Origin of the sequence: Nonomuraea sp. NPDC050643 (assembly GCF_040654715.1) — a bacterium.
In the GTDB taxonomy this organism is placed as follows: Bacteria; Actinomycetota; Actinomycetes; order Streptosporangiales; family Streptosporangiaceae; genus Nonomuraea.
Genome location: NZ_JBFAIM010000021.1, coordinates 54,923 through 77,099 on the forward strand (window position 1 = coordinate 54,923; position 22,177 = coordinate 77,099).

A 22,177-nucleotide genomic window follows, 5' to 3' on the forward strand; every position below is an offset into this window, starting at 1 on the left:
ATCCCCGATCTCCATGACCGGTCCGCGTCGCCCGCGTTACGCTCAGTCGTCAACACAGCGACCCTCGGAGATCACCGTGGCCATCGACCTGGTGTTACGGCGTGACTGGAACGCCCGTGCCCCGCGCGGCGACTACACACAGCTCGACTCCACCAAGGGAGTCAAAGTCCACTACACGGGCGGCAGGGTCGACCCGGGCATCGTCTCCGACCACGGCGGCTGCGCAACCCTCGTACGGTCCATCCAGGCGCACCACATGGACGGCAACGGCTGGATCGACATCGGCTACTCGTTCGTCGCGTGCCCGCACCAGCGGGTCTTCGAGGGCCGTGGGCTGCACCGCCTGCCCGCCGCGAACGGCCCCGGGCTCAACGCCGGCCACTACGCCGTGCTCGGGCTCGTGGGCAACGCGGGGCTCGTGCAGCCGCCCGACGGGTTGCTGCACGCGATCCTCGACGCCGTCCAGCACGTACGCGACCGCGGCCACGCCGGCAAGGAGATCAAGGGGCACCGCGACGGCTACGCCACCGACTGCCCCGGCGATCCCCTCTACACCTGGGTACGCCGGGGCGCGCCCCGGCCGAACGGCGGCGGCGAGCCCACGGTTCCGCCGTTCCCCGGGCGGTTGCTGAAGTACCCGCCGGTGATGCGCGGCACGGACGTGCGCACCTGGCAGGCGCAGATGGCGCGGCGCGGGTGGGAGCTGGCCGTGGACGGCGCGTACGGGAGCGAGTCACGCGATGTGTGCCGCCGCTTCCAGCGTCAGCAGGGCGTCGGCGACGACGGCGTGGTGGGGCCCATCACGTGGCGGCTGGCGTGGGAGGCGCCCCTGGCATAAGGGGCCGGTTAGGGGCCGCCCCGGGGTATCTGGTCCCGGGGCGCTCGGCCTACTATCCGAAACATGGAACTGGCTGCCGGGTTCGCGCCCACCTCTCGAGACGACTGGCGAGCGCTGGCGCTGGAGGTCCTGCGAAGATCCGGGGCCGAGGCGGCGTCGCCGGAGGAGGCGCTGTCCAGGACGACCTACGACGGGGTGACGGTCGCGCCGCTCTACGACCTGGATGACCTGCCGGGCGATCCCGGGCCGCCGGGGGCCGCGCCGTACGTGCGCGGGGCCCGGGCCGTCGCCGGGTGGGACGTGCGGCAGCGGCACGCCGTGGCCGACCCCGAGGCCGTGCTGGCCGACCTGGAGAACGGTGTCACGTCGCTGTGGCTGGTCGTCGGCGACGACGCGATCCCGGTGGGCTCGCTCGGCACGGTCCTCAAGGACGTCTACCTCGACCTCGCGCCGGTCGTGCTGGAGGCCGGGACGCGGGCGCGGGAGGCGGCCGAGGCGCTGTTCGGCCTGGCCGAGGCCCGGGGCACGACGCTGAGCGGCAACCTCGGGGCGTCCGGGTCCGCCGGGGTGGAGCTGGCGCTGCGCTGCGCCGCCGCGTTCCCCGGGCTGCGGGCCGTGACCGTGGACGCGACGCCGTACCACGACGCGGGCGGGAGCGACGCCGAGGAGCTCGGCTGCTCGATCGCGCGCGGCGTGGCCGAGCTGCGGGCACTCACCGGCGGCGGCCTCCCGGTCGAGCGGGCGCTCGGGCAGATCGACTTCCGGTACGCCGCCACCGCCGACCAGTTCGCCACCATCGCCAAGCTCCGGGCCGCCCGCCGCCTGTGGGCCAGGGTCGCCGAGGTGTGCGGCGCGCCCGAGGCCGGCGGGCAGCGGCAGCACGCGGTGACCAGCGCGGCCATGATGACCGCCCGCGACCCGTGGGTGAACATGCTGCGCACCACGCTGGCCTGCTTCGCCGCCGGGGTGGGCGGGGCCGAGGCGGTCACCGTGCAGCCGTTCGACGCGTGCCTGGGCCTGCCGGACGCCTTCTCGCGCCGCATCGCCCGCAACACGCAGTCGCTGCTGCTGGAGGAGTCGGGGCTCGGCCGCGTGATCGACCCGGCCGGAGGCTCCTGGTACGTCGAACGCCGCACCGCCGACCTGGCCGAGGCCGCCTGGGCCTGGTTCCAGGAGATCGAGGCGGCCGGCGGCATCGGCGAGGCCGCCCCGCTCGTCTCCGCGCGCATCGCCGCCACCCGCGCCCGCCGCGCCGACGACATCGCCCACCGCCGCCTCCCCATCACGGGCGTGAGCGAGTTCCCCGACCTCGCCGAGAAGCCCCTTCGCCGCGCCCCCGCGCCGCCCGGGGCCGCCCGCCCGCCGGCCGGTGAGGGGCTGCCGGAGGTGCGCTACGCCGAGCCGTTCGAGCGGCTGCGAGACCTCGCCGACGGCCAGCCCGAGCGCCCCAAGGTGTTCCTCGCCACCATCGGCCCCCAGACCGCCCACACCGCCCGCGCCGCGTTCGCCGCCAACCTGTTCCAGGCGGGCGGCCTGGCCACCGAGACGGCCGGGCCGGGCGCCGACCCCGAGCGGATCGCCACCGCCTTCGCCGCCAGCGGCGCCGCCGTCGCCTGCCTGTGCTCCAGCGACAAGCTCTACGACCAGCACGCCACCGCCGTGGCCGCCGCCCTGCGCGAGGCCGGGGCGAAGAAGGTGTGGCTGGCGGGTAGGGGACGATATGAGGGCGTGGACGACACCCTGTACGCCGGCTGCGACGCGCTGGCCGTCCTCCGCGCGACCTTCGACGACCTGGGGGTGACCCGATGATCCCGGACTTCTCCGACATCCCGCTCAACGGCCTGCCCAAGCGGGAGACCGGCGCCCCCGAGCAGGCGGGCGAGGTGTGGGAGACACCTGAGGGCATCGGGGTCAAGCCGCTCTACACCGCCCACGACCTCGAGGGCCTCGACTTTCTGCGCACCTACCCCGGCGCGGCCCCCTACCTGCGCGGCCCGTACCCCACCATGTACGTCAACCAGCCCTGGACCATCCGCCAGTACGCGGGCTTCTCCACGGCCGAGGACTCCAACGCCTTCTACCGGCGCAATCTGGCCGCCGGGCAGAAGGGCCTGTCGGTGGCCTTCGACCTGGCCACGCACCGCGGCTACGACTCCGACCACCCGCGCGTGGCCGGCGACGTGGGCATGGCCGGGGTGGCGATCGACTCCATCTACGACATGCGGCAACTGTTCGACGGCATCCCGCTCGACCGCATGTCGGTGTCCATGACCATGAACGGCGCCGTGCTGCCCGTCCTGGCGCTGTACATCGTGGCGGCCGAGGAGCAGGGCGTCGCACCGGAACAGCTCGCGGGGACCATCCAGAACGACATCCTCAAAGAGTTCATGGTCCGCAACACCTACATCTACCCGCCGGCGCCCTCGATGCGGATCATCTCGGACATCTTCGCGTACTCGAGCGAGAAGATGCCGAAATTCAACTCCATCAGCATCTCCGGCTACCACATCCAGGAGGCCGGGGCCACCTGCGACCTGGAGCTGGCCTACACGCTCGCCGACGGGGTCGAATATCTGCGGGCCGGGGTCGCCGCGGGCATGGACATCGACCGGTTCGCGCCGCGCCTGTCGTTCTTCTGGTGCATCGGCATGAACTTCTTCATGGAGGTCGCCAAACTGCGCGCCGCGCGGCTGCTGTGGGCGAAACTCGTCGCCGGGTTCGACGCGACGAACCCGAAGTCGCTGAGCCTGCGTACGCACAGCCAGACCTCCGGCTGGTCGCTCACCGCGCAGGACGTGTTCAACAACGTCGCCCGCACCTGCGTCGAGGCCATGGCCGCCACCCAGGGTCACACCCAGTCGCTGCACACCAACGCGCTCGACGAGGCCCTGGCGCTGCCCACCGACTTCTCCGCCCGCATCGCCCGCAACACCCAGCTCCTTCTCCAGCAGGAATCGGGCACCACCCAGGTGATCGACCCGTGGGGCGGCTCCTACTACGTCGAGCGCCTCACCCACGACCTCGCCGAACGCGCCTGGGCCCACATCCAGGAGGTCGAGTCGGCCGGCGGCATGGCCAAGGCCATCGAGGCCGGCCTGCCCAAGCTGCGCATCGAGGAGGCCGCCGCGCGCACCCAGGCCCGCATCGACTCCGGCCGCCAGCCGGTGATCGGCGTGAACAAGTACCGGGCGACCGCTGACGAGGCCATCGAGGTGCTCAAGGTCGACAACAGCGCCGTACGCGCCCAGCAGCTCGACAAGCTCGCCCGCCTCAGGGCCGAACGCGACGACGAGACCGTGCGGCACGCGCTCGACGCGCTCACCAAGGCCGCCGGCCACCCCGCCCCCGGCCTCGAGCACAACCTGCTCAAGCTGGCCGTCGACGCCGCCCGCGCCAAGGCCACGGTGGGCGAGATCTCCGACGCGCTCGAGCAGGTGTTCGGCCGGCACGCCGAGCAGGTGCGTACGATCACCGGTGTGTACCGCGACGAGTCAGGCACGGCCGGCAACATCGAACACGTCCGCCGGGCCTGCGTCGGCTTCGAGCGGGCCGAGGGCCGCCGCCCGCGCATCCTGGTGGCCAAGATGGGCCAGGACGGCCACGACCGCGGCCAGAAGGTGATCGCCACCGCCTTCGCCGACCTGGGCTTCGACGTCGACGTCGGCCCGCTGTTCCAGACGCCGGAGGAGGTCGCCAGGCAGGCGGTCGAGGCCGACGTGCACGTCGTGGGCGTGTCCTCGCTGGCCGCCGGGCACCTCACGCTGGTGCCCGCGCTGCGCGCGGCGCTGGCCGACCTCGACGCCCCCGAGATCATGATCGTCGTGGGCGGCGTCATCCCGCCGGGCGACCACGACGAGCTGCGGGCCGCGGGCGCCGCCGCGATCTTCCCCCCGGGGACCGTGATCGCCGACGCCGCCCTCGACCTGCTGGAGCAGCTCAGGAACCGTCACTAGGCGGCCGGGGGGCCGCCGTCACAGGTGCAGGAGCCGTCGTCACTGGGTGGTGCCGTCATCGCACATCGTGACCGAGACCGTCCGCTGGGCGGCCACCGGCGAGGTGATCCGCAGGGTGACGCTGTGGGTCCCGCCCGTGCTCCTGAGCGGGCGGGACGCGGCGAGATAGCGCTGCCCGTTCCCGGAGACGACCGCCGACGCGCGGCTGGTCTGCACGCCGTCGACGATCCAGGAGTAGGTGATGGTCACGGGGTCGCCCGTACGCCGTACCAGGGCCTGGAGCGCCACCTCGCCCCCGGCCCAGCAGGTGCCGTTCCTGGTGCCGGCCGGGCGGACGTAGACGACCCTGAGCCGGTTCGCCCCGGCGGACGGGGAGCCGGTGCCGGTCGGGTCGCCGGTCGGGACGGTGCTGGGCGTGCCGTCCGTCTGGGGCGTCGGCCTGGTCGTGCCACGGGTGCGCGTGGGGCGCGGCGTGGCGGCCGGCTCCGTGGTCGGGGCGTCGGTGATGCCGGCGATGTTCGTGGTCTTCGGGGTGGGAGTGGTGGGGGTGAGCCAGATGATGGCGCCGGCCAGGGCGAGCACGCAGACGCCGGAGACGCCCGCGATCATCGCGGTCTTCACCCGCCGGCCACGGGAGCGCGGGGCCGGCGCCGGGTTCTGACCGCCCGTCCCGCCCTCGTCCCCCGCGGGAGGAGCGCCGTACGCCCCCATCGGCCCGCCGGCCACGGGGGCGCCCCCGGGCGGCACGGGCGGCATGGGCGGAACTGGCGCGCCGAGCGGGGCCGTCAGGTCGGGTGCCACCGGCGCGCCGAGCGGCGCCGGAGGGTGGGCGGCGGAGGGCTGCTCGATGGGGGAGGACAGGTCGAACAGCGCCTGGAGCGGCGAGGTGGCCGGTCCCGGGCCCTCGTGCGGATCGGAGACGGGCCCCGAGCCCTGGTACGCGCCGCCCTGCGGGTCGGCCGCGTGCCCACCGCCGCGCTGCGCCTCGGCCGCGTGCGGATGACCGTGCTGGGCGCCCGGGTGCGCGTCGGGCGCCTGGCCGAAGCCGTGCTGGGCGGAAGGATGCGCGTCGGGGCGGGCGGCCGGGTGCTGGTGCTGCGCGGCCTGGTGGTTCTGTCCGGGGGTCTGGTGCTGTCCGGCCTCCCACGACGGGTCCTGGGGCGGCTCCGGGGTCGCGTGCGCGGGGAAGTCCTGGGTCGGCCCCTGGTGCGCGGCGTCCGGCTGCCGCGCGGAGGCCCTCTGACCGGCACCCTGCGGCGCGCGGCCCTTGCGGGACGGCCCCGCCTGGGGGTGGCCGGCCGGCTGCTCCCAGGGACGCTCGGAGGCGCGCTTGCGCGGGCGGTCGGCCGCCGGCTCCCACAGGGAGTCGGCGGACTGTTCCCTGGCCTCCCAGGAGCGGTCAGGGGTGTGCTCCCAGCCCGGGTCGGAGGCCGGCGGCGGCGTCGCGGGATGGCGGGAGGGGGCGGCCAGGCGCAGCAGGACGTCGCGCATCGCGGGCCTGGCCCCCGGATCCTTGACCAGGCAGGCCGTCACGACCTCGCGCAACGGGCCCGGCAGCTCGCCGATGTGCGGCTCCTCGCGCAGGATGCGGTTGATCACGGCGGGCAGCGAGTCGTCCCCGAAGGGCGGCACCCCCGTGGCGGCGTACACGAGGACCGAGGCCCAGGAGAACACGTCCGCCGCCGCCCCCACGGGCTTGCCGGCGAGCTGCTCGGGCGCCATGTACGCGGGCGTGCCCACGATGTTGCTGGTCGCCTTCATGCCCGACCCCAGCGCCCCGGCCACCCCGAAGTCCACCACCCGGGCGCCGTCGGGCCCGAGCAGGACGTTCGACGGCGTGAAGTCCCCGTGGACGACGCCGGCCTGGTGGATCGCGTCCAGCGCGGTCGCGGTCGTCACGGCGAGCCGCTGCAGCTCCGCCCCGCCGCGCCGGCCCGCCTGCTGCAGGGAGGGGCCGTCCACGTACTCGGACACGATGTACGGCCGTCCGCTGGTCGACGCGTCGAGCACCTGCGCGAGGCAGAACGGCTCGACCTTGCGCGCGGCGGAGATGGCCCTGGCCAGGCGGTCGTCCACGGCGAGCCCCTCGCGCAGCACCTTGATGGCGACCGGGGTCCCGTTGCGCGCCTGGCCGAGATAGACGACACCGTGGCCGCCCGCGCCGAGCCGCCCGACCAGCCGGTATGGGCCCACCGCCGCCGGGTCGCCGCCGCGGAGGGGTTCGACGTTGGGCATGAGGGGAGTGACTCCTGTGACGGCTGAGGTTAGAACTCCAGCACCCTACTGGCAAAAGTCAAAACTTGTCAGACGTTAGGCTCATCAACTGGGAAGAAAGGGGCACGCCGGGTGCATTCGCTGGAGGACTACGCGCAGGGCGTACGGGCCGGTTCCCGTACGTGGATCGCCCGCGCCATCACGCTTGTGGAGTCGACGAGACCCGACCACATCGCCCTCGCACAGCGGCTGCTCGTCGAGCTGACCCCCTTTTCCGGTCACGCGCGCCGGGTCGGCGTGTCGGGCGTGCCGGGGGCGGGCAAGTCCACGTTCATCGACGCGCTCGGCACGCGCCTGACCGGCGACGGCCACAAGGTGGCCGTGCTGGCCGTCGACCCCTCCTCCAGCCGGACGGGCGGCAGCATCCTCGGCGACAAGACCCGCATGGCCCGTCTGTCGGCCGACCCCGCGGCCTTCATCCGCCCCTCGCCCACCTCCGGCACCCTCGGCGGCGTCACCAAGGCGACCAGGGAGGCCATGGTCGTGGTGGAGGCGGGCGGGTTCGACACCGTCCTGGTCGAGACCGTCGGCGTGGGACAGTCGGAGACCTCGGTGGCCGACATGGTCGACACGTTCCTGCTGCTCACCCTGGCCCGCACCGGCGACCAGCTCCAGGGCATCAAGAAGGGCGTGCTGGAGCTGGCCGACGTCATCGCGGTCAACAAGGCCGACGGCGAGCACGAGCTGGCCGCCAGGAAGGCGGCCCGCGAACTGGCCGGCGCCCTGCGCATGCTCCGCTCCGACGCCGTACCGCCGCCCGTGCTCACCTGCAGCGGGCTGACCGGCGACGGGCTCGGCGAGCTCTGGCGGCAGGTGCTGGCCCACCAGGACGCCCTCGACCTGGCCGCCAAGCGCCGCAGGCAGCAGGTGCGGTGGACCTGGACGCTCGTGCACGACCGGCTGCTGTCGGAGCTGCGCAACGACCCCGCCGTGGCGGCGCTCACCGAAGAGGTGGAGCGGGAGGTGCTGGCGGGCGGGCTCACCCCCGCGCTCGCCGCCGACCGCCTCCTGTCGGCCTTCAAACGGCCGTGATCCGGCTGCGACGCGGCCGTGTTCCGGCCGGATCGCCACCGCCGGGAGCAGCATCGGAAACCCGCGGGTGAAGATACCTCTCCCGGGGGTGGAATAACCCCAACCCCCGCGCCGGGGCCGGTCGGACGGCCTGCGTGATCCATGTCACGATGTCGCGCAACCGACGTGGGGAGAGGCGCGAATGTGTGCGGAGTCGATGCTGCCGGAACCGGTGGCGGGCGCGCTGGAGGAGTATGGGCGCCTCCTGGGGCGGCACGGGATCACCTGGGGTGAGCCGGAGATCCACTATGTGAAGTTCTTCGCCCGGCGCAGGGTGCTGCCGCCCGAGCTGTTCGACCGGTTCTGGGAGCTCGTGCTCAAGGCGGTCGCCGAGCAGCATCCCGGCCACCCCCTCGACCAGCTCGCCGCCCGGCTCGACGAGCCCGACTACGACCGCGTCCTGCGCGACACCCTCGACGGCGAGCTGCCGGGACACCTCGTCGCCGTCCGGATCGAGCCCGACGCGGTCGCGCTCGAAGGAGCGCCCAAGACGGTGCTGCTCCCGTCGAACCCGCTGCGCCCCATCCAGGGCCAGGGCGAGGGCGAGGGCGGCCGGCGCGGCAGGGCGGCCCGATGGGCGGGGGAGGTGCCGTTCGTGGTGCTGCCCGGCGGCGGGCGCCCCGCCTCCCCGCCCGCCGGGCCGGACCCCGGCACCGCCGTCCCGCTGCCGGGCCGCGGCGAGGAGCGGATCTCGCTGCTCATCGACTCCAGGCGGGACGAGCCCTGCCTGGTCTCCGTGGACGACGCCCAGCGGCGGCTGCCCGCGCGCGGCGCCTGGCTCGTCGAGGTGGACCAGGACAGCACGGTCGTCGTGGACGGCACCCGCGTCCGCCTCGACACGCTCCTGCGCCCCATCCACGCCTCCCGCCTGCGGCTGGTGGCCGGGATGCCCTGCCGGTGGAGCGTCGTGGCCGCCGACGGCAGCGGCTGGTTCCCGCCCGACACCCCCAACCGGTACGACTACCACGGCCGCCCGTACTTCCACGGCGACGGCCTCGTCCTGGAGGTCCCCTCCACCCCGCTGACGATCACGGCCGCCCGCGGCATGGAGTACGACGAGGCCCGGCTGCAGCTCACCCCCGACCCGGGCGGCGAGCACCTGGTCGAGCTGACCCCCGAACGCCTCTACGACGCCGCCGCCCGCGGCTGGTATGGCGCCGACATGCACGTCCACCTCAACTGGGCCGGCGACCTGGTCGGGGTGCCCGCGGACGCCGCCGCCGCCCAGCACGGCGAGGACCTGCACGTGCTCAACCTGCTGGCCGGCAACGTCTCGGGCCGGCGCGTCTACGACCGCGAGGCGCTGGAGCACTGGACCGGCCAGGACCTGCCCTGGTCGGACGCCACGCACCTGGCCAGGATGGGCGTCGAATACCGCAACGACCTGCTCGGCCACATCTACGCCTTCGCGCCGCGCTCGGCCCCCGGCCGCTACCACACCGGGTTCGACGGCGACGCCGACTGGCCGCCCAACGCCGACGGCCTGCGCGAGCTGCGCGGGCTCGGGGCGCTCGTCGGCTACAGCCACCCCTTCCGCACCCCGATCGGCGACGGCGACCCGCCCAAGGGCGTGGTCTCGCCCGTGCCGCGCAACTGCGCCGCCCGCGAACTCGTGGCCGACGCCGCCCTCGGGCTCGTGGACAGCCTCGACGTGCTCACCCACGCCTCGATCCCGTCCACGGCGGCGGTGTACCGGCGGCTGATCGGCGCGGGCAACCGGCTGGCGGTGACCGCGGGCACGGACGCGATGATCTCGTTCACCCGTTCGGACAACCAGTCGAACCCGCCCGGCTGGGCCCGCGTCTACGCCCAGGTCGAGGGTGAGCTGACCGCCAGGTCGTACGCGGCCGCCGTACGCGCGGGCCGGACGTTCGCCACCACCGGACCCTGGCTGGAGCTGTCGGTGGACGGCCACGGCCCCGGCCACGTGCTCCAGGCCCGCCGGGGCGACCGCGTCAGCGTTACGGCCACGGCCATCGGCCCCGAGGTGGCCGCGGTGCGCATCCGCACCGCCGAGGGCGTGCGGGCGGGGGCCGAGCGCCTGTCGGCCGACTACGGGCGGCGCGGCGAGGACCTGCTGACGGTGACGGCCGAGTTCCGGGTGGACGCGCCCACGTACGTGGTGGCCGAGGTCCTGTGCGACCCCCATGCGCGCACGCTGACCGCCACCGGCTACGCCCTGACCAGCCCCGTGTACGTGGACGTGAACGGCAGGCCGGTCGCCCGGCAGGACGACGTGCGGTGGTGCCTGGAGTGGCTGGACCTGCTCGAGCAGCTCATCAGGCAGCACGGCAGGCTCGCCGGGCCCTACCAGTTCGGCGACCACATGTCCCTGCTGCAGCAGGCCAGAACGATCTACCGGGGGCGGCTAGGCTGAGTCCGATGGACGTCAAGGCCTTGCTCAGCGCCCACCCCGCCTGGCTCGACCACCTCGAGTCCGTCGGCGGCTTCGAGGTCGTCCTGCCCGGCGGCGGCCTGGCCGACGAGCTGCTGCGGCTGACGGTGCCGCACGAGGACGTCAACGCGATCCTCGCGGCCCGGCCCGAGCCGGGCACCCCTCAATGGTGGCTGACCGAGCGGTGCGCGCACTCGCTCGTGTCCACCATGGGCGCGATGGAGGACCCGCCGCCGTTCCAGCCGCTGCCCGAGCTGGGCCCCTACTTCTACGTCTACGTCTTCCTGGCCGCGCTTCCGCACACCCGCGCCCACCACCGGAGCCTGGGCATCCCGGAGGAGGTGTCCTGGGCGACGTTCACCGACCTGGGGCGCAACATGGCCGTGCACCGCAAGCGGTTCGGCACCGCCGGCCTGCACGTGCCCTACTGGTTCATGCTGCACGCCAGGGGCATCCTCTACGAGCTGGGCAGGCTCCAGTTCAACCTCGCCACGCTGGGCCGGACCACCGGCGAGACCCTCCGCGCCGCCGGCCTGCCGCTGGGGCCCGGGTCGCCGTCGCTCGCGGTGCACGTGCCCGGCTTCCACGGCCCGCTGACGCCCGAGGCGTGCGACGCCTCGTTCGAACGCGCCCGGCGGTTCTTCCCCCGTCACTTCCCCGGGCACTTCCCCGGCTCGGACCGCCGGGTCATGACGTGCGGTTCGTGGCTGCTCGACGAGCAGCTCGCCCGCTACCTGCCCGCCGACTCCAACATCCTCGCCTTCCAGCGCCGCTTCCACCCGCTGCACCGCTTCGACGACGGCGACGTGCTCTCGTTCGTGTTCGGCGGGGACGCCACCGCCGACCCGGCCGCGCTGCCCCGCCGCACCCGGCTCGAACGCGCCATCGCCGACCACCTCACCGCCGGCGGCACCTGGTACGGCCGCAGGGGCTGGCTGCCCTTCTGACCCCCCGCGCCGCTCACTTTCAAACCGCTTGTGCTAAATTTTGGCCATGCGGTCAGAAAACGAGCCGAGCGGCCAGAAGTCGCGGTCGTTCATCGAGGAGGCCAGGCGTGCCCAGATCGTGTCCTCAGCCGTGGAGGTCATCGCCGAGGCCGGCTTCGCCCAGGCGTCGCTGGCGCGCATCGCCAAACACGCGGGCATCAGCAAGGGCGTCATCTCCTACCACTTCGCCGGCAAGGACGAGTTGATGGTGGAGGTCGTCGAGCGCACCTACGGCACGATCGCCGAGCACGTGGCGGCCAGGATGGCGGGCGCGGCCACGGCCACCGAGCTGCTCAGGACGCACATCCTGGCCGTCGCCGACCACATGCGCGGCCACCGCACCCAGATCGCGGCGCTGGGGGAGATCTTCTACAACCTCCGCACCGCCGACGGGCAGCCCCGCTACGGGATCAAGGCCAACGAGGAGATCTACCTCGCGCTGGAGCGGATCTACCGCTTCGGCCAGGAAAGCGGGGAGTTCAGGGACTTCGACACCCGTGTCATGGCGATCGCCCACTCCTCGGCCATCGACAACATGTTCGCGTACTGGGTGGCCACCCCCGGCCACGACCTCGACGCGCACGCCGCAGAGCTCGCCGACCTCTTCGAAAGGGCATGCAGGAAATGACGGTCCAGCCGGTGACCCGGACCAGGCTCCACGCGATCGACAACCTGCGGATCGTGCTGACCGCGCTGGTCGTCGCCCACCACGTGGCGATCACGTACGGCAACATCCCGCTGTGGTTCTACACCGAGCCCGCCAAGGACGGCTCGGGTGTGCTGCTCGACGTCCTGGCCATGTTCAACCAGGCGTTCTTCATGGGGTTCTTCTTCCTCATCTCCGGCTTCTTCACCCCGGGCTCCTACGACCGCAAGGGCGGGCGCCCGTTCGTGCGCGACCGGCTGATCCGGCTGGGCGTGCCGCTGGTGGTCTTCCTCCTGCTGCTACGGCCGATGGTCAACTTCGGCGGGCTCGCCGGCCGGGAGGGCATGCCGTACTGGCAGTACTACCTCGGCTCCTGGGACCCGGGGCCCATGTGGTTCGCCGAGGTGCTGATCGTCTTCGCGCTCGTCTACGCGCTGTGGCGGAGCCGGCGCGAGCCGCTCGAACGGCGCGTCGAGCCGCTCCGGCTGAAGTGGGTCGTGCTGTACGTGCTGGGGCTGGCGGCCGTCACGTTCCTGTGGCGGATCCCGGTGCCGACCGGCACCTACGTGCCGGTGCTCGGGCTGCCGTCGCCGCAGTTCCTGCCGCAGTACGCGAGCATGTTCGCGCTCGGCTGCCTGGCCTTCAGGCGCGGCTGGTTCGAGACGCTGCCCGCGCGGGCGGGGCGGCTCGGGCTCGTCGCGGCCGGCGTGTCGAGCGCGGTGCTGCTGCCGCTGTCGTTCCTGACCGGCGGGCATCTGTCGTCGGCGCTGTCGGCCCTGTGGGAGTGCTCGTTCGCGGTCGGCATGATCATCGGGCTGACCGTGCTGTTCAGGGAGCGGTTCGGCACGCAGGGGCCGCGCGGGCGGTTCCTGTCCGACCACGCCTTCACCGTCTACATCATCCATCCGCTCGTACTGGTCGGCCTCGGCTGGGCACTGCGGTGGCTGGAGGCGATCGCGGTCGTCAAGTTCGCGGTCATGCTGGCCGTGGCGCTGCCGCTGTGCTGGTGGATCGCCTATCTGGTGCGCTCGCTGCCGGGGGCTAAGCGGGTGCTGTGAGCATCGCGGGCAGCGGGGCCGCCCGGCCGTCGCGCACGCACACGTACGTGACCGTGCCGACCGCGACCAGCTCGTCCGCGCGGCGGCGCACGGTGAACGTCATCGTGATCGACGTGGTGCCGACCCTGGCCGGGGCGCTCTCCACGGTCAGCACGTCACCGAGCCGGGCGGGCGCGTGGTGCTCGCAGCCGCTGACCTTGACCACCAGGTCGGCGCCCTCCCGCCGGAGCCGGTCGTAGCCGCCCCTGGCGCCGAGCCAGTCGAGGAAGGCGTCCTCGAAGTACTCGTAGTAACGGGCCGCGTGCATCATGGCCTGCGCGTCGCAGTGCCGGGGGCGCACGGGGAGATGGGAGATCACGCCAGGAACCCTACGCTCGCGGCCGGTGTATCGGGGGCATGAGACTTCTCACAGCCGGCGCCACCCTGCTCGCGACCCTGCTCGCGACCCTGCTCGCCACCCTGCTCGCCGCCTGTGCCACCGCCCCCACCCCCGTGGCGCGCGCCGACGACCCGCCGGGACAGCGGCGCTGCGGCAGCGCCGACCAGCGCGACTTCGACGACGGCCTGGACTCCCGCGTCGTCACCGCCGGGCAGACCAGGCTGGTCGCCTCCCGCCTCGCCCGGCCGCCCGCCGGCGCGCGGGCCCGTACCTTCAAGCTCACCGTACGTCTCGAGCCCGGCGCCGACGTCACCCTGGCCACCAGGACGCCGGGCACGGCGCTGCTGTTCGACCGGTCGCGCTACCGCGCCGACAACGCCTACTCGCTGGCCGACGGCTCGGCGTCCTACCGGTTCACCGGCTGCGCCGGCCACTCGGCCGTGCGGGTCGGCGCGGTGCTCACGACCGGGCCGACCAGCGTGACCCTCCAGTCGGGCGGCCACACCGTCCGGGTGACCGCCTACACCGGACAGGCGTAGCCGCTCAGATGTGGCCGCTCAGGTGTGGCGGCTCAGGCGTAGAAGGAGTCGAGGGTCGGGCCGTGGCGCTCCTCGACGGCCCTGCGCTTGATCTTCAGGCTGGGCGTCAGCTCGCCGGTCTCCACCGTGAAGTCCTCGGCCAGGATCGCGAACTTCTTGACCGTCGCGTAGCTGGCCTCATCGGCGTTGACCTGGTTGATCGCCTTCTCGACCTCGCCGCGCATGCGCGGGTGCTCGCGCAACTCCTCGGGGTCGGAGGGCAGCGACTCGGCCTCCGCCCACGGCCTGACCACGTCCATGTCGAGCGTGACCAGCGCCGTGACGTAGTTGCGCCGGTCGCCATGGACGAACACGTGCGACACGTACGGGCAGGCGGCCTTGATCCGGCCCTCCAGGTAGGTCGGCGCCACGTACTTGCCGCCCGAGGTCTTGATGAGCTCCTTCTTGCGGTCGGTGATGCGCAGCCGCCCGGCGTCGTCCAGCTCGCCGATGTCGCCCGTGCGCAGCCAGCCGTCCTCGAGCGCCTCGGCGGTCTCCGCCGGCAGCCCGTGGTAGCCGCGCATGATGCCGCGCCCGCCGATGAGGATCTCGCCGTCCTCGGCGATGCGCACCGAGGTGCCGGGGAACGGCGGCCCGACCGTGCCGAACTTCACCGAGTCGGGCCGGTTGAGGAAGCTGCCCGCCGACGACTCGGTCAGGCCGTAACCCTCGAGGATCGTCAGGCCCGCCGCGTCGAAGAACTCGGCGATGTCCTGCGACAGCGGGGCGGCGCCGGAGATGAAGAAGCGGACCCGGCCGCCGAACCGGTCGCGCAGCTTGCTGAAGACGAGACGGTCGGCGACGGCGTATTCGAGCCGCGTGCTGAGCGGGATCTCCGCGCCGCGCTGGCGGGCCTTGGCGACCCTGAGGCCGGTCTTGCGCGCCCAGGTGAAGATGCGCAGCTTGGCGCCGCCCTCGCGCTGCTGGGTCGCCACCACCGTGTTGTGGATCTTCTCGAAGATGCGCGGCGCTGCGGCCATGATCGTCGGCTTCACCGCACCGAGGTTTTCGGCGATCTTGTCGAGGCGGCCGTCGATCGCGGTCGGCACGCCGATGTGGATCATCACGACCTCGAGCAGCTTGCCGAACGAGTGCGACAGCGGCAGCCACAGGAAGTGCAGGTCGTCACCGGAGAGCAGGCCGAGCTCGCGGACCGCGCCGGCGGCGTAGATCCAGTTGTCGTGGGTCAGCTCCACGCCCTTGGGCCGGCCGGTCGTGCCCGAGGTGTAGATGAGGGTGGCCAGGTCGTCCTGGGCGATGGCGTCCACCATCGCGTCGTAGTCGGCCTCGGCCGTGTCCTCGCCGCTCTCACCGGGACGGCTCACCGAGTCGAGTGTGACCACCCAGCCGTCGTCGCCGGCCGAGCCGTCGATGACCACCACGCAGGTGACGTCGGGCAGCTCCTTCTGCACGGACCTGAGCTTGGCGACCTGGTCGTCGTTCTCGGCGATGACGATCGTGCTGCCCGAGTCGGTGATGACGAAGGCGGACTCGGCGGCCGTGTTGGACGGGTAGATCGTCGTCGTGGCCGCCCCCGTGGCCAGCACCGCGAGGTCCGTCAGAATCCACTCGAGCCGCGTCGAGCACAGGATCGACACGCGGGTGCCGGGGGCCGAGCCGAGCCTGGACAGGCCGAGGGCCAGCCCGCGCACGCGTTCGCCCACCTCCTGCCATGACAACGAGGTCCATCCGCCGTCCGAGGGCACTCGGTACGCCTCGGCGTCGGGGGTCTCCGCGATCCGGTCGCGCAGCAGGGAGGGAATGCTGGACATGCCTGACCTCCTGGGGGGTGCTTCGCCCCGACTCTAGGGTGTCGGGACCGTCTCAGTCGATGCGCTGGGCCGATCGCGGCGTGGCGGTGGCCACCATCCGCGCGGTGCGCACCTCCCAGGCGCCACAGGCGCATCGCAGATAGCAGACCAGTCCCTCCGACGTGCGGTGCGAGGAGACCACGGTCATGGCGAGGGGATCGTGCAGATCTCTGAGATGCATGATTCCAACCTGATGTAATGGCCTTATGCATTTCAACACTTACGGTGGCAACGGGGCGGCGCTGGCGGCGGCGCTCGTCAACGCGACCGACTTCAGTCCGCCGGCCGTCGAGGCGATGCTGACCGAGCACCGGCTGCTGCGCACCGTCGTCACCGAGGAGGAGGCCGGGCTGCTGCGGGAGTGGGCGGGCCGGCTCGCCCCGGTGTTCGGGGAGAGCGACCAGGGCCTGCAGATCAAGCTGGTCAACGAACTGCTCGACGTGTCCTCGTCCAAGCCCTACGTCAGCGCCCACGACGGCCGCGAGCCCCACCTGCACTTCTTCTCCATCGACGCCGACGTCGTGTCCAGGGCGAGGGACACCACGGCGGGCGGCCTGGCGATGGCCATGTCCTTCGCCGGCGGCGATCGGCTCGGGAGGTGTGGCAGGGACGGGTGCGAGATCGTCTACGTGGACACCTCGCGCAACGGGCGGCGCCGGTTCTGCTCGCCCGCCTGCGCGAACCGGGTCAACGTGGCGGCGCACCGGGCCAGGAAACTTGCCAGCTGATTCGGGCATCGCCTAACATTTCACTGTCTTATCGCCGAGCCGTGGAGGCAGTTGACGTGAGGATCTGAGGTCGCGGGCACCGCGCCGTCCGCCCTGTCATGGGCCGCCCCTTCGTGGGCACGCGCGCACACCTGGACCTCTGAGGGCATCCTCGTCCCTGCCGTGGACTCGGTTCCTTTTCCCATGTGTCGCGTGCGTATGCGGTGATTCCCGCCAAGTCACGAAATTTCGATTTTTGTGATGGGAGCCGCCTTATGTCTTTTTCCATTGTGGTAGATCACGTGTCCTTCGCCTGGCCGGACGGCACCACCGTGCTCGACGGGCTCGACGCCGCGTTCCCCGCGGGACGTACGGGGCTCATCGGGGTCAACGGGTCGGGCAAGTCGACCCTGCTGAAGATCATCGCCAGCGAGCTGGCCCCCCGGGCCGGGTCCGTGTCGGTCTCCGGCGAGGTCGGGTACCTGCCGCAGAACGTGCCGCTGGGCGCGAGCCGTACCGTGTCGGACCTGCTGGAGATCAGCGCGACGCGGGCGGCGCTGCACGCCATCGAGGGCGGTGACGTGGCCGAGGAGCACTTCGCCGCGGTCGGCGACGACTGGGACGTGGAGGAGCGGGCACGCGCGGAGCTCGACCGGCTCGGCCTCGACCACGTCGGGCTGGACCGTACGGTCGGCACGCTGTCCGGCGGCGAGACCATCATGGTCGCGCTGGCCGCGCAACTGCTCAAACGCCCGGAGGTGCTGCTGCTCGACGAGCCCACCAACAACCTCGACCTCGGCGCGCGGCGGCGGCTCTACGCCGCGGTCGCCGCCTGGCAGGGGGTGCTGGTGGTGGTCAGCCACGACCGGGCGCTGCTGGAGCTGGCCGACCAGATCGCCGAGCTGCGCGACGGGAGCGTCCGCATGTACGGCGGCAACCTCGGCGACTACGAGGAACAGGTCGCGACCGAGCAGGAGGCCGCCGAACGCATCGTCCGCACCGCCGAGGGCGACGTGCGGCGGCAGCAGCGCGAGCTCGTCGAGGCCAGGACCAGGATCGACCGGAACCTGCGCAACGGCAGGAAGGCCTTCGAGAACAAGAAGGTGCCGAAGATCGTCGCGAACGGGCTCAAGCGCAAGGCCCAGGTGTCCGCCGGCAAGCAGCGCACCCTCCATCTGGAGAAACTGGAGGAGGCCCGCGACCGGCTCACCGAGGCCGAGCAGGCCGTGCGCGACGACGCCGAGATCCGCATCGAGCTGCCGGGCACCGAGGTGCCCGCCGGCCGCACGGTCCTCACCCTGCCCCTGGAACCGCGGACCGCCGCGGGCGAGCCGGAGGATGAGGGCGCGGGCAAAGCCGCGGGCGAGCCGGAGGGTGAGGCTGCGGGCAAGGTGGCGGTGCTGGAGGCGCTGGTCGTGCGCGGTCCCGAGCGGATCGCGCTGCTCGGGCCCAACGGCTCGGGCAAGACCACGCTGCTCAAGCGCATCGTCGGGCACGGCGCCAACGTGCCCGTCCGCTACCTGCCGCAGCGGCTCGACCTGCTGGACGACGCGCTGAGCGTGGTCGACAACGTGCGGGCCGTGGCCCCCTCCGCCTCCGTCAACGAGGTACGCGCCCGCCTGGCGCGCTTCCTGTTCCGGGGCGATCGGGTCAACCAGGCCGTCGGCACGCTGTCGGGCGGCGAACGCTTCCGCGCGACGCTGGCCGCGCTGCTGTCCGCCGACCCGCCGCCGCAGCTCCTCCTGCTCGACGAGCCGACCAACAACCTGGACATGGCCAGCGTCCGCCAGCTCGCGCAGGCGCTGTCCGCGTACCGGGGGGCGCTCATCGTGGCCAGCCACGACCTGCCGTTCCTGGAGACGCTGGGGATCACCCGCTGGCTGCGGCAGGACCGGGAGGACGGACTGGCCGAATCGTAATTGACGGTGGGGGATCAACCGGACGATAGTGTGACAGGTGGCTTCACCCCGGTTGATCTCCTGCGTTCTCGCCCTGGCGACGCTCACGCTCGGCGCGTGCACCTCGGGTGCCGCCTCGCCGACCGGTGGCGAGGCGACCGTCTCAGGCGTCGCCGGTGGCAAGGGCGCCGCCCCCGCCACCGGAGGCGGCACGGGCAACGGCAGTCCCAGCGCGTCGGCGCTGACGCCGGAGGCGTACAAGGGCGAGCTCGACAGCCGGCACAAGGCGATGTCCGACGCGATCGGCGCGCTGGCGGGCGGGCGCGGTCTCAAGGCCCTGGACCAGCGGGTCGGCCGGGCCGAGGAGACCCTGAGCGGCGCCGCCGAGGCGCTGTCCGCCCTCGCCCCGCCCGACGCCGTACGCGCCCAGCACGACACGTACGTCACCAGCCTGCGCGAGGTCGCCACCGCGCTCGGCGCCACGTCGGGCAAGGTCGGCGCCAGGGACCTGTGCACCTCCTCGGCCGTGCTCACCGACCTCGGCGACAAGCTGGCCGCGCTCGACAAGGCGGGCGAGGACCTGCAGAGCGCCGGCGACTACCCGGCCGACGTCGTGGACGTGAAGGCCGCCGACCGGCAGTCCAGGCGGCTGCGCAACGGCTCGTTCATCCGCAAGGGCACGCTCAACGGCCGCAGCTCGCTGGAGATCGACAACGGCGGCAGCCGCGACGCCGTGGTCACGGTCGTCAGGGGCGGCAGCAAGGTGTTCAGCGTCTATGTGCGCAAGAAGGCGAAGTTCAAGGTCCGGGGCGTGCGCGACGGCAGCTACAAGGTCTACTTCACGCACGGCGCGGACTGGGACGGCAAGGGCAAGGCGTTCACCCGGGACTGCAGCTTCGAGCGGTTCCAGAAGACGGTGAAGTTCAAGACGACGTTCACCGCCACGCAGATCCTCTGGCACGACTGGCGGATCACGCTGCACGCCATCACCGGCGGCAACGCCCGCACCTCACCCGTGGACCCGGACGACTTCCCTGGGTGACCTTCTCGGGTGACCTCTTCGGTGAACGACAGGCAAGGCCGCGCACCCCCTTGGTGCGCGGCCTTCGTCGATCAGGTCGAGAACAGCATGCCCACCCAGCTACGCTGCCCGCGGTGGTGACCTCCGTAGTGGCCGCCGCCGTGGTGGGGGGCGCCCCAGGCGGGGCCGGGGCCGGGGGCGGGGGGCGGGGGAGCCGCGTGGTACTGCGTCTCCATTCGGGTCAGCGTCTCGAGCTCGCCGTAGTCGAGGAAGATTCCGCGACAGTTGTCACACTGCTCGATGTGGACGCCGTTGCGCTCATAGGTCCGCATGTTCCCGCGGCACTTAGGGCACTGCATCTAAGTCGCTCTCCTTGGCTTCGAGGTTTCAGGGTGAAACCTACCGCGCGCAACCCCGTCACGCTCGGACGATTCTGTTGCACGATTCGACCAACGAATGTTCGACCTCATCCAGTTCCCGGCCCTCGCGCTCGGCGTTGAGCACGGCCACGGCGGCGAGCTGGACCGTCAGCGCCCGGGCGGGCAGGTCGAGCCGCCGCCAGGGATCGTCGCCCTGGCCGAGCGCGGGCCCGCCCGAGGCGAGGTACGCCCCCAGGAACCGCTCCCACACCGCCGGGTCGAGCAGGCCCGCGGCGTACCAGGCGGCCGGCCGGGCCAGGTCCCAGGCCGGGTCGCCGACGCCGAGATCGTCCACGTCGATGAGCAGCCAGCGGTCGCGGTGCACGAGCTGGCCCAGATGCCAGTCGCCGTGCGTGAACAACGCCGGCAACGAGGAGGACGGCAGCTCCGGCAGCTCCTTGAACGCCCGCCTGACGAGCTGCTCGACAGGCCCGTCGCCCGGCATGCGCGCCACCGCGCGGGCGGCCCTGGCGGGCCCTCCGGCGGGCGGCAGCTCCGGCAGCAGCGTGAGGGGGATGGCGTGCAGCCTGGCCAGCAGCCTGGCCCCCTCCTCCCAGGGGGCGGCGTCCGGATGGTCCTGCGAGACGGGACGCCCCGCCGGCCACACCGTGACCGCGCGCCCGGCCGCCTCCAGCACCTCGGGCTCCAGCGGGGCCAGCATCACGCCGCTGACCGCGGCCGACGCGGCGGCCCGCAGCCTCGGCCGCAGCGACTCGGCCTCGTCGCGGGCCGAGTGGGCCTTGACGACGACCTCGCCCCTGCGTAACACCACGACGTCCGTCCGCGTCGGATGTAACACGGGCGTGCCCGTTCCCCCGTACGCCGCGGCGATACCCGCCAGCTCCTCCTCCAGGCCCACTCGTACAGACTAGGGGGCATGAGAGTCGGTTTCGCCGTACCGGTGTCAGGGCCCTGGGCCACACCCGCGAACATGCGCCGCATCGCCACCCGCGCGGAAGAGCTCGGCTACGCCGGGCTCTGGACGTTCCAGCGGGTGCTCTATCCCGTCGGGCATCCGATGGGGCCGACCTACCGCAGCGTGCACGACCCGCTGATCACGCTGGCCCACCTGTCGGCCGTGACCAGCCGGGTCGAGCTGGGCGTGGCGGTGATCAACGCGTACGTGCAGCCGGTGCCGCTGGCCAAGCAGCTCGCCACGCTGCAGACCGTCTCGGGCGGCCGGCTCGTCGTGGGGCTCGGCCTGGGCTGGCTGCCGGAGGAGTTCGAGGCGGCCGGCGTGGACATGGCGCGGCGCGGGCGCCGGGGCGAGGAGTTCGTCGAGGTGCTGCGCAAGGCGTGGGCCGACGACGTGGTGGAGCACCGGGGCGACTTCTACGCGGTGCCGCCGTCGCATCTCGACCCCAAGCCCGCGCCCGGCCCGCCGCCGATCCTGCTCGGCGGCACCGCGGAGGTCGCCCTGCGCCGCGCGGGGCGGCTGGCCGACGGCTGGGTCAGCTCCAGCAGGGAAGACCTGTCCGCGATCGGCGGCCGGATCGCCCTGATCAAGGAGACGCTGGCGGAGTCGGGCCGCGACGGGTCCGCGTTCCGGTACGTGTGCCGCGGCGTCACCCAGGTTCGCCCGGCCGACGAGGACCGGCCCCTGACGGGCACCTACGCCAAGATCAGGGACGACGTGGCCGCGCTCGCCGCCCAGGGCGTGACGGACGTCTTCCACGACCTGAACTTCGACCACGAGATCAGCACGGGCGACGCCAAGGAGGCGATGCGCCGGGCGGAGGAGGCCCTCGAAGCGCTGGCCCCTAGCCGCCGCCGTACGGCACCGTGATGATCTCCAGGTTGTGGCCGTTGGGGTCGTCCCAGTAGAGGCCCCGGCCGCCGTCGTTGGTGTTGATCCGGCCCTCCTCCCGGTGGAACGGGTCGGCCCAGAAGGGCAGGCCGCGCTCCTTGATCCGGCCCCAGATCTGGTCGAACTCCGTCTCGCTCACCAGGAACGCGTAGTGCTGGGGCGGCACCTCCGCCCCCGCCTGCACGACGTCGAGCGAGACGTTGTTGCCGAGCTGGACGACCCGGAACGGCCCGAAGACCGGCGCCGGCTCCAGCCCGAGGAGGTCGACGAGGAACTCGGCGGTGGCGTCTCTGTCCCTGGCGGCCACGATCGTGTGGTTCAGATGAACGGGCATAC

General features: G+C 72.7%; 20 protein-coding genes. 13 read left to right on the top strand and 7 right to left on the bottom strand.

The genetic code is table 11. The features are described from left to right. Window positions 1-76: 76 nt before the first annotated feature. The 3 genes from AB0I15_RS27900 to scpA all read left to right on the top strand — a co-directional run bounded on the left by AB0I15_RS27900 (window position 77) and on the right by scpA (window position 4,791). The gene (locus AB0I15_RS27900) at window positions 77-838 is read left to right on the top strand and encodes an N-acetylmuramoyl-L-alanine amidase (RefSeq protein WP_358101576.1); all 762 of its coding nucleotides are present in this window, start codon (window positions 77-79) and stop codon (window positions 836-838) included. A gap of 63 nt (window positions 839-901) precedes the next feature. Next, window positions 902-2,647 (top strand): methylmalonyl-CoA mutase subunit beta, encoded by a 1,746-nt coding sequence (locus AB0I15_RS27905; RefSeq protein WP_358101579.1) that lies wholly within the window; start codon window positions 902-904, stop codon window positions 2,645-2,647. Continuing rightward, window positions 2,644-4,791 carry a methylmalonyl-CoA mutase gene (gene scpA / locus AB0I15_RS27910; protein WP_358101582.1) on the top strand — a complete coding sequence of 716 codons (2,148 nt, stop codon included), beginning with the start codon at window positions 2,644-2,646 and terminating at the stop codon, window positions 4,789-4,791. The genes AB0I15_RS27905 and scpA overlap by 4 nt, the downstream gene beginning before the upstream one ends. Before the next feature lie 39 nt (window positions 4,792-4,830). Here scpA and AB0I15_RS27915 read toward each other — a convergent pair whose 3' ends face one another. Beyond that, the gene (locus tag AB0I15_RS27915; protein WP_358101585.1) at window positions 4,831-7,026 is read right to left on the bottom strand and encodes a protein kinase; all 2,196 of its coding nucleotides are present in this window, start codon (window positions 7,024-7,026) and stop codon (window positions 4,831-4,833) included. Between the two features lie 111 nt (window positions 7,027-7,137). Between AB0I15_RS27915 and meaB the strand changes: the two genes are divergently transcribed. The 5 genes from meaB to AB0I15_RS27940 all read left to right on the top strand — a co-directional run bounded on the left by meaB (window position 7,138) and on the right by AB0I15_RS27940 (window position 13,221). Then, complete coding sequence (gene meaB, locus AB0I15_RS27920) at window positions 7,138-8,097, top strand: methylmalonyl Co-A mutase-associated GTPase MeaB (RefSeq protein WP_358101588.1); 960 nt, start codon at window positions 7,138-7,140, stop codon at window positions 8,095-8,097. A gap of 196 nt (window positions 8,098-8,293) precedes the next feature. Next, complete coding sequence (locus tag AB0I15_RS27925; RefSeq protein WP_358101591.1) at window positions 8,294-10,513, top strand: CehA/McbA family metallohydrolase; 2,220 nt, start codon at window positions 8,294-8,296, stop codon at window positions 10,511-10,513. A 5-nt stretch (window positions 10,514-10,518) separates the two neighbouring features. Beyond that, window positions 10,519-11,478, top strand: a complete 960-nt coding sequence (locus tag AB0I15_RS27930) for an acyltransferase domain-containing protein (protein ID WP_358101593.1) — start codon at window positions 10,519-10,521, stop codon at window positions 11,476-11,478. Between the two features lie 46 nt (window positions 11,479-11,524). Then, window positions 11,525-12,145 (top strand): TetR/AcrR family transcriptional regulator, encoded by a 621-nt coding sequence (locus AB0I15_RS27935; RefSeq protein ID WP_358101596.1) that lies wholly within the window; start codon window positions 11,525-11,527, stop codon window positions 12,143-12,145. Window positions 12,146-12,156: 11 nt separating this feature from the next. Continuing rightward, complete coding sequence (locus AB0I15_RS27940) at window positions 12,157-13,221, top strand: acyltransferase family protein (protein ID WP_358101599.1); 1,065 nt, start codon at window positions 12,157-12,159, stop codon at window positions 13,219-13,221. On the opposite strand, the gene AB0I15_RS27945 is transcribed toward AB0I15_RS27940, so the two are convergent. Then, the gene (locus AB0I15_RS27945; protein WP_358101602.1) at window positions 13,205-13,579 is read right to left on the bottom strand and encodes a thioesterase family protein; all 375 of its coding nucleotides are present in this window, start codon (window positions 13,577-13,579) and stop codon (window positions 13,205-13,207) included. The genes AB0I15_RS27940 and AB0I15_RS27945 overlap by 17 nt on opposite strands. Window positions 13,580-13,617: 38 nt before the next feature. Here AB0I15_RS27945 and AB0I15_RS27950 point away from each other — a divergent pair, with 38 nt between their 5' ends. After that, window positions 13,618-14,139 carry a hypothetical protein gene (locus AB0I15_RS27950; protein WP_358101605.1) on the top strand — a complete coding sequence of 174 codons (522 nt, stop codon included), beginning with the start codon at window positions 13,618-13,620 and terminating at the stop codon, window positions 14,137-14,139. Between the two features lie 32 nt (window positions 14,140-14,171). Here AB0I15_RS27950 and AB0I15_RS27955 read toward each other — a convergent pair whose 3' ends face one another. Beyond that, on the bottom strand, window positions 14,172-15,950 hold the full coding sequence (locus AB0I15_RS27955; protein ID WP_358101608.1) for a long-chain fatty acid--CoA ligase: 1,779 nt from the start codon (window positions 15,948-15,950) through the stop codon (window positions 14,172-14,174). Window positions 15,951-16,002: 52 nt separating this feature from the next. Next, window positions 16,003-16,170 (bottom strand): hypothetical protein, encoded by a 168-nt coding sequence (locus AB0I15_RS27960; protein ID WP_358101611.1) that lies wholly within the window; start codon window positions 16,168-16,170, stop codon window positions 16,003-16,005. 25 nt (window positions 16,171-16,195) lie between these two features. Here AB0I15_RS27960 and AB0I15_RS27965 point away from each other — a divergent pair, with 25 nt between their 5' ends. From AB0I15_RS27965 to AB0I15_RS27975, 3 genes are all read left to right on the top strand, one after another. After that, complete coding sequence (locus AB0I15_RS27965; protein ID WP_358101614.1) at window positions 16,196-16,717, top strand: CGNR zinc finger domain-containing protein; 522 nt, start codon at window positions 16,196-16,198, stop codon at window positions 16,715-16,717. Between the two features lie 254 nt (window positions 16,718-16,971). Further along, entirely contained in the window at window positions 16,972-18,615 is a 1,644-nt protein-coding gene (locus AB0I15_RS27970; RefSeq protein ID WP_358101617.1) for an ABC-F family ATP-binding cassette domain-containing protein, read from the top strand. A 37-nt stretch (window positions 18,616-18,652) separates the two neighbouring features. Next, window positions 18,653-19,636, top strand: coding sequence for a hypothetical protein (locus tag AB0I15_RS27975; protein ID WP_358101619.1), 984 nt, complete (start codon window positions 18,653-18,655; stop codon window positions 19,634-19,636). 71 nt (window positions 19,637-19,707) lie between these two features. Here AB0I15_RS27975 and AB0I15_RS27980 read toward each other — a convergent pair whose 3' ends face one another. Both AB0I15_RS27980 and AB0I15_RS27985 read right to left on the bottom strand, forming a co-directional pair. After that, the gene (locus tag AB0I15_RS27980; protein ID WP_358101621.1) at window positions 19,708-19,974 is read right to left on the bottom strand and encodes a zf-TFIIB domain-containing protein; all 267 of its coding nucleotides are present in this window, start codon (window positions 19,972-19,974) and stop codon (window positions 19,708-19,710) included. Between the two features lie 58 nt (window positions 19,975-20,032). Beyond that, window positions 20,033-20,893, bottom strand: a complete 861-nt coding sequence (locus AB0I15_RS27985; protein ID WP_358101623.1) for a phosphotransferase — start codon at window positions 20,891-20,893, stop codon at window positions 20,033-20,035. A gap of 18 nt (window positions 20,894-20,911) precedes the next feature. Between AB0I15_RS27985 and AB0I15_RS27990 the strand changes: the two genes are divergently transcribed. Further along, complete coding sequence (locus tag AB0I15_RS27990) at window positions 20,912-21,820, top strand: TIGR03619 family F420-dependent LLM class oxidoreductase (protein WP_358101625.1); 909 nt, start codon at window positions 20,912-20,914, stop codon at window positions 21,818-21,820. On the opposite strand, the gene AB0I15_RS27995 is transcribed toward AB0I15_RS27990, so the two are convergent. Continuing rightward, on the bottom strand, window positions 21,795-22,175 hold the full coding sequence (locus AB0I15_RS27995) for a VOC family protein (protein WP_358101627.1): 381 nt from the start codon (window positions 22,173-22,175) through the stop codon (window positions 21,795-21,797). The genes AB0I15_RS27990 and AB0I15_RS27995 overlap by 26 nt on opposite strands. Window positions 22,176-22,177: the final 2 nt, after the last annotated feature.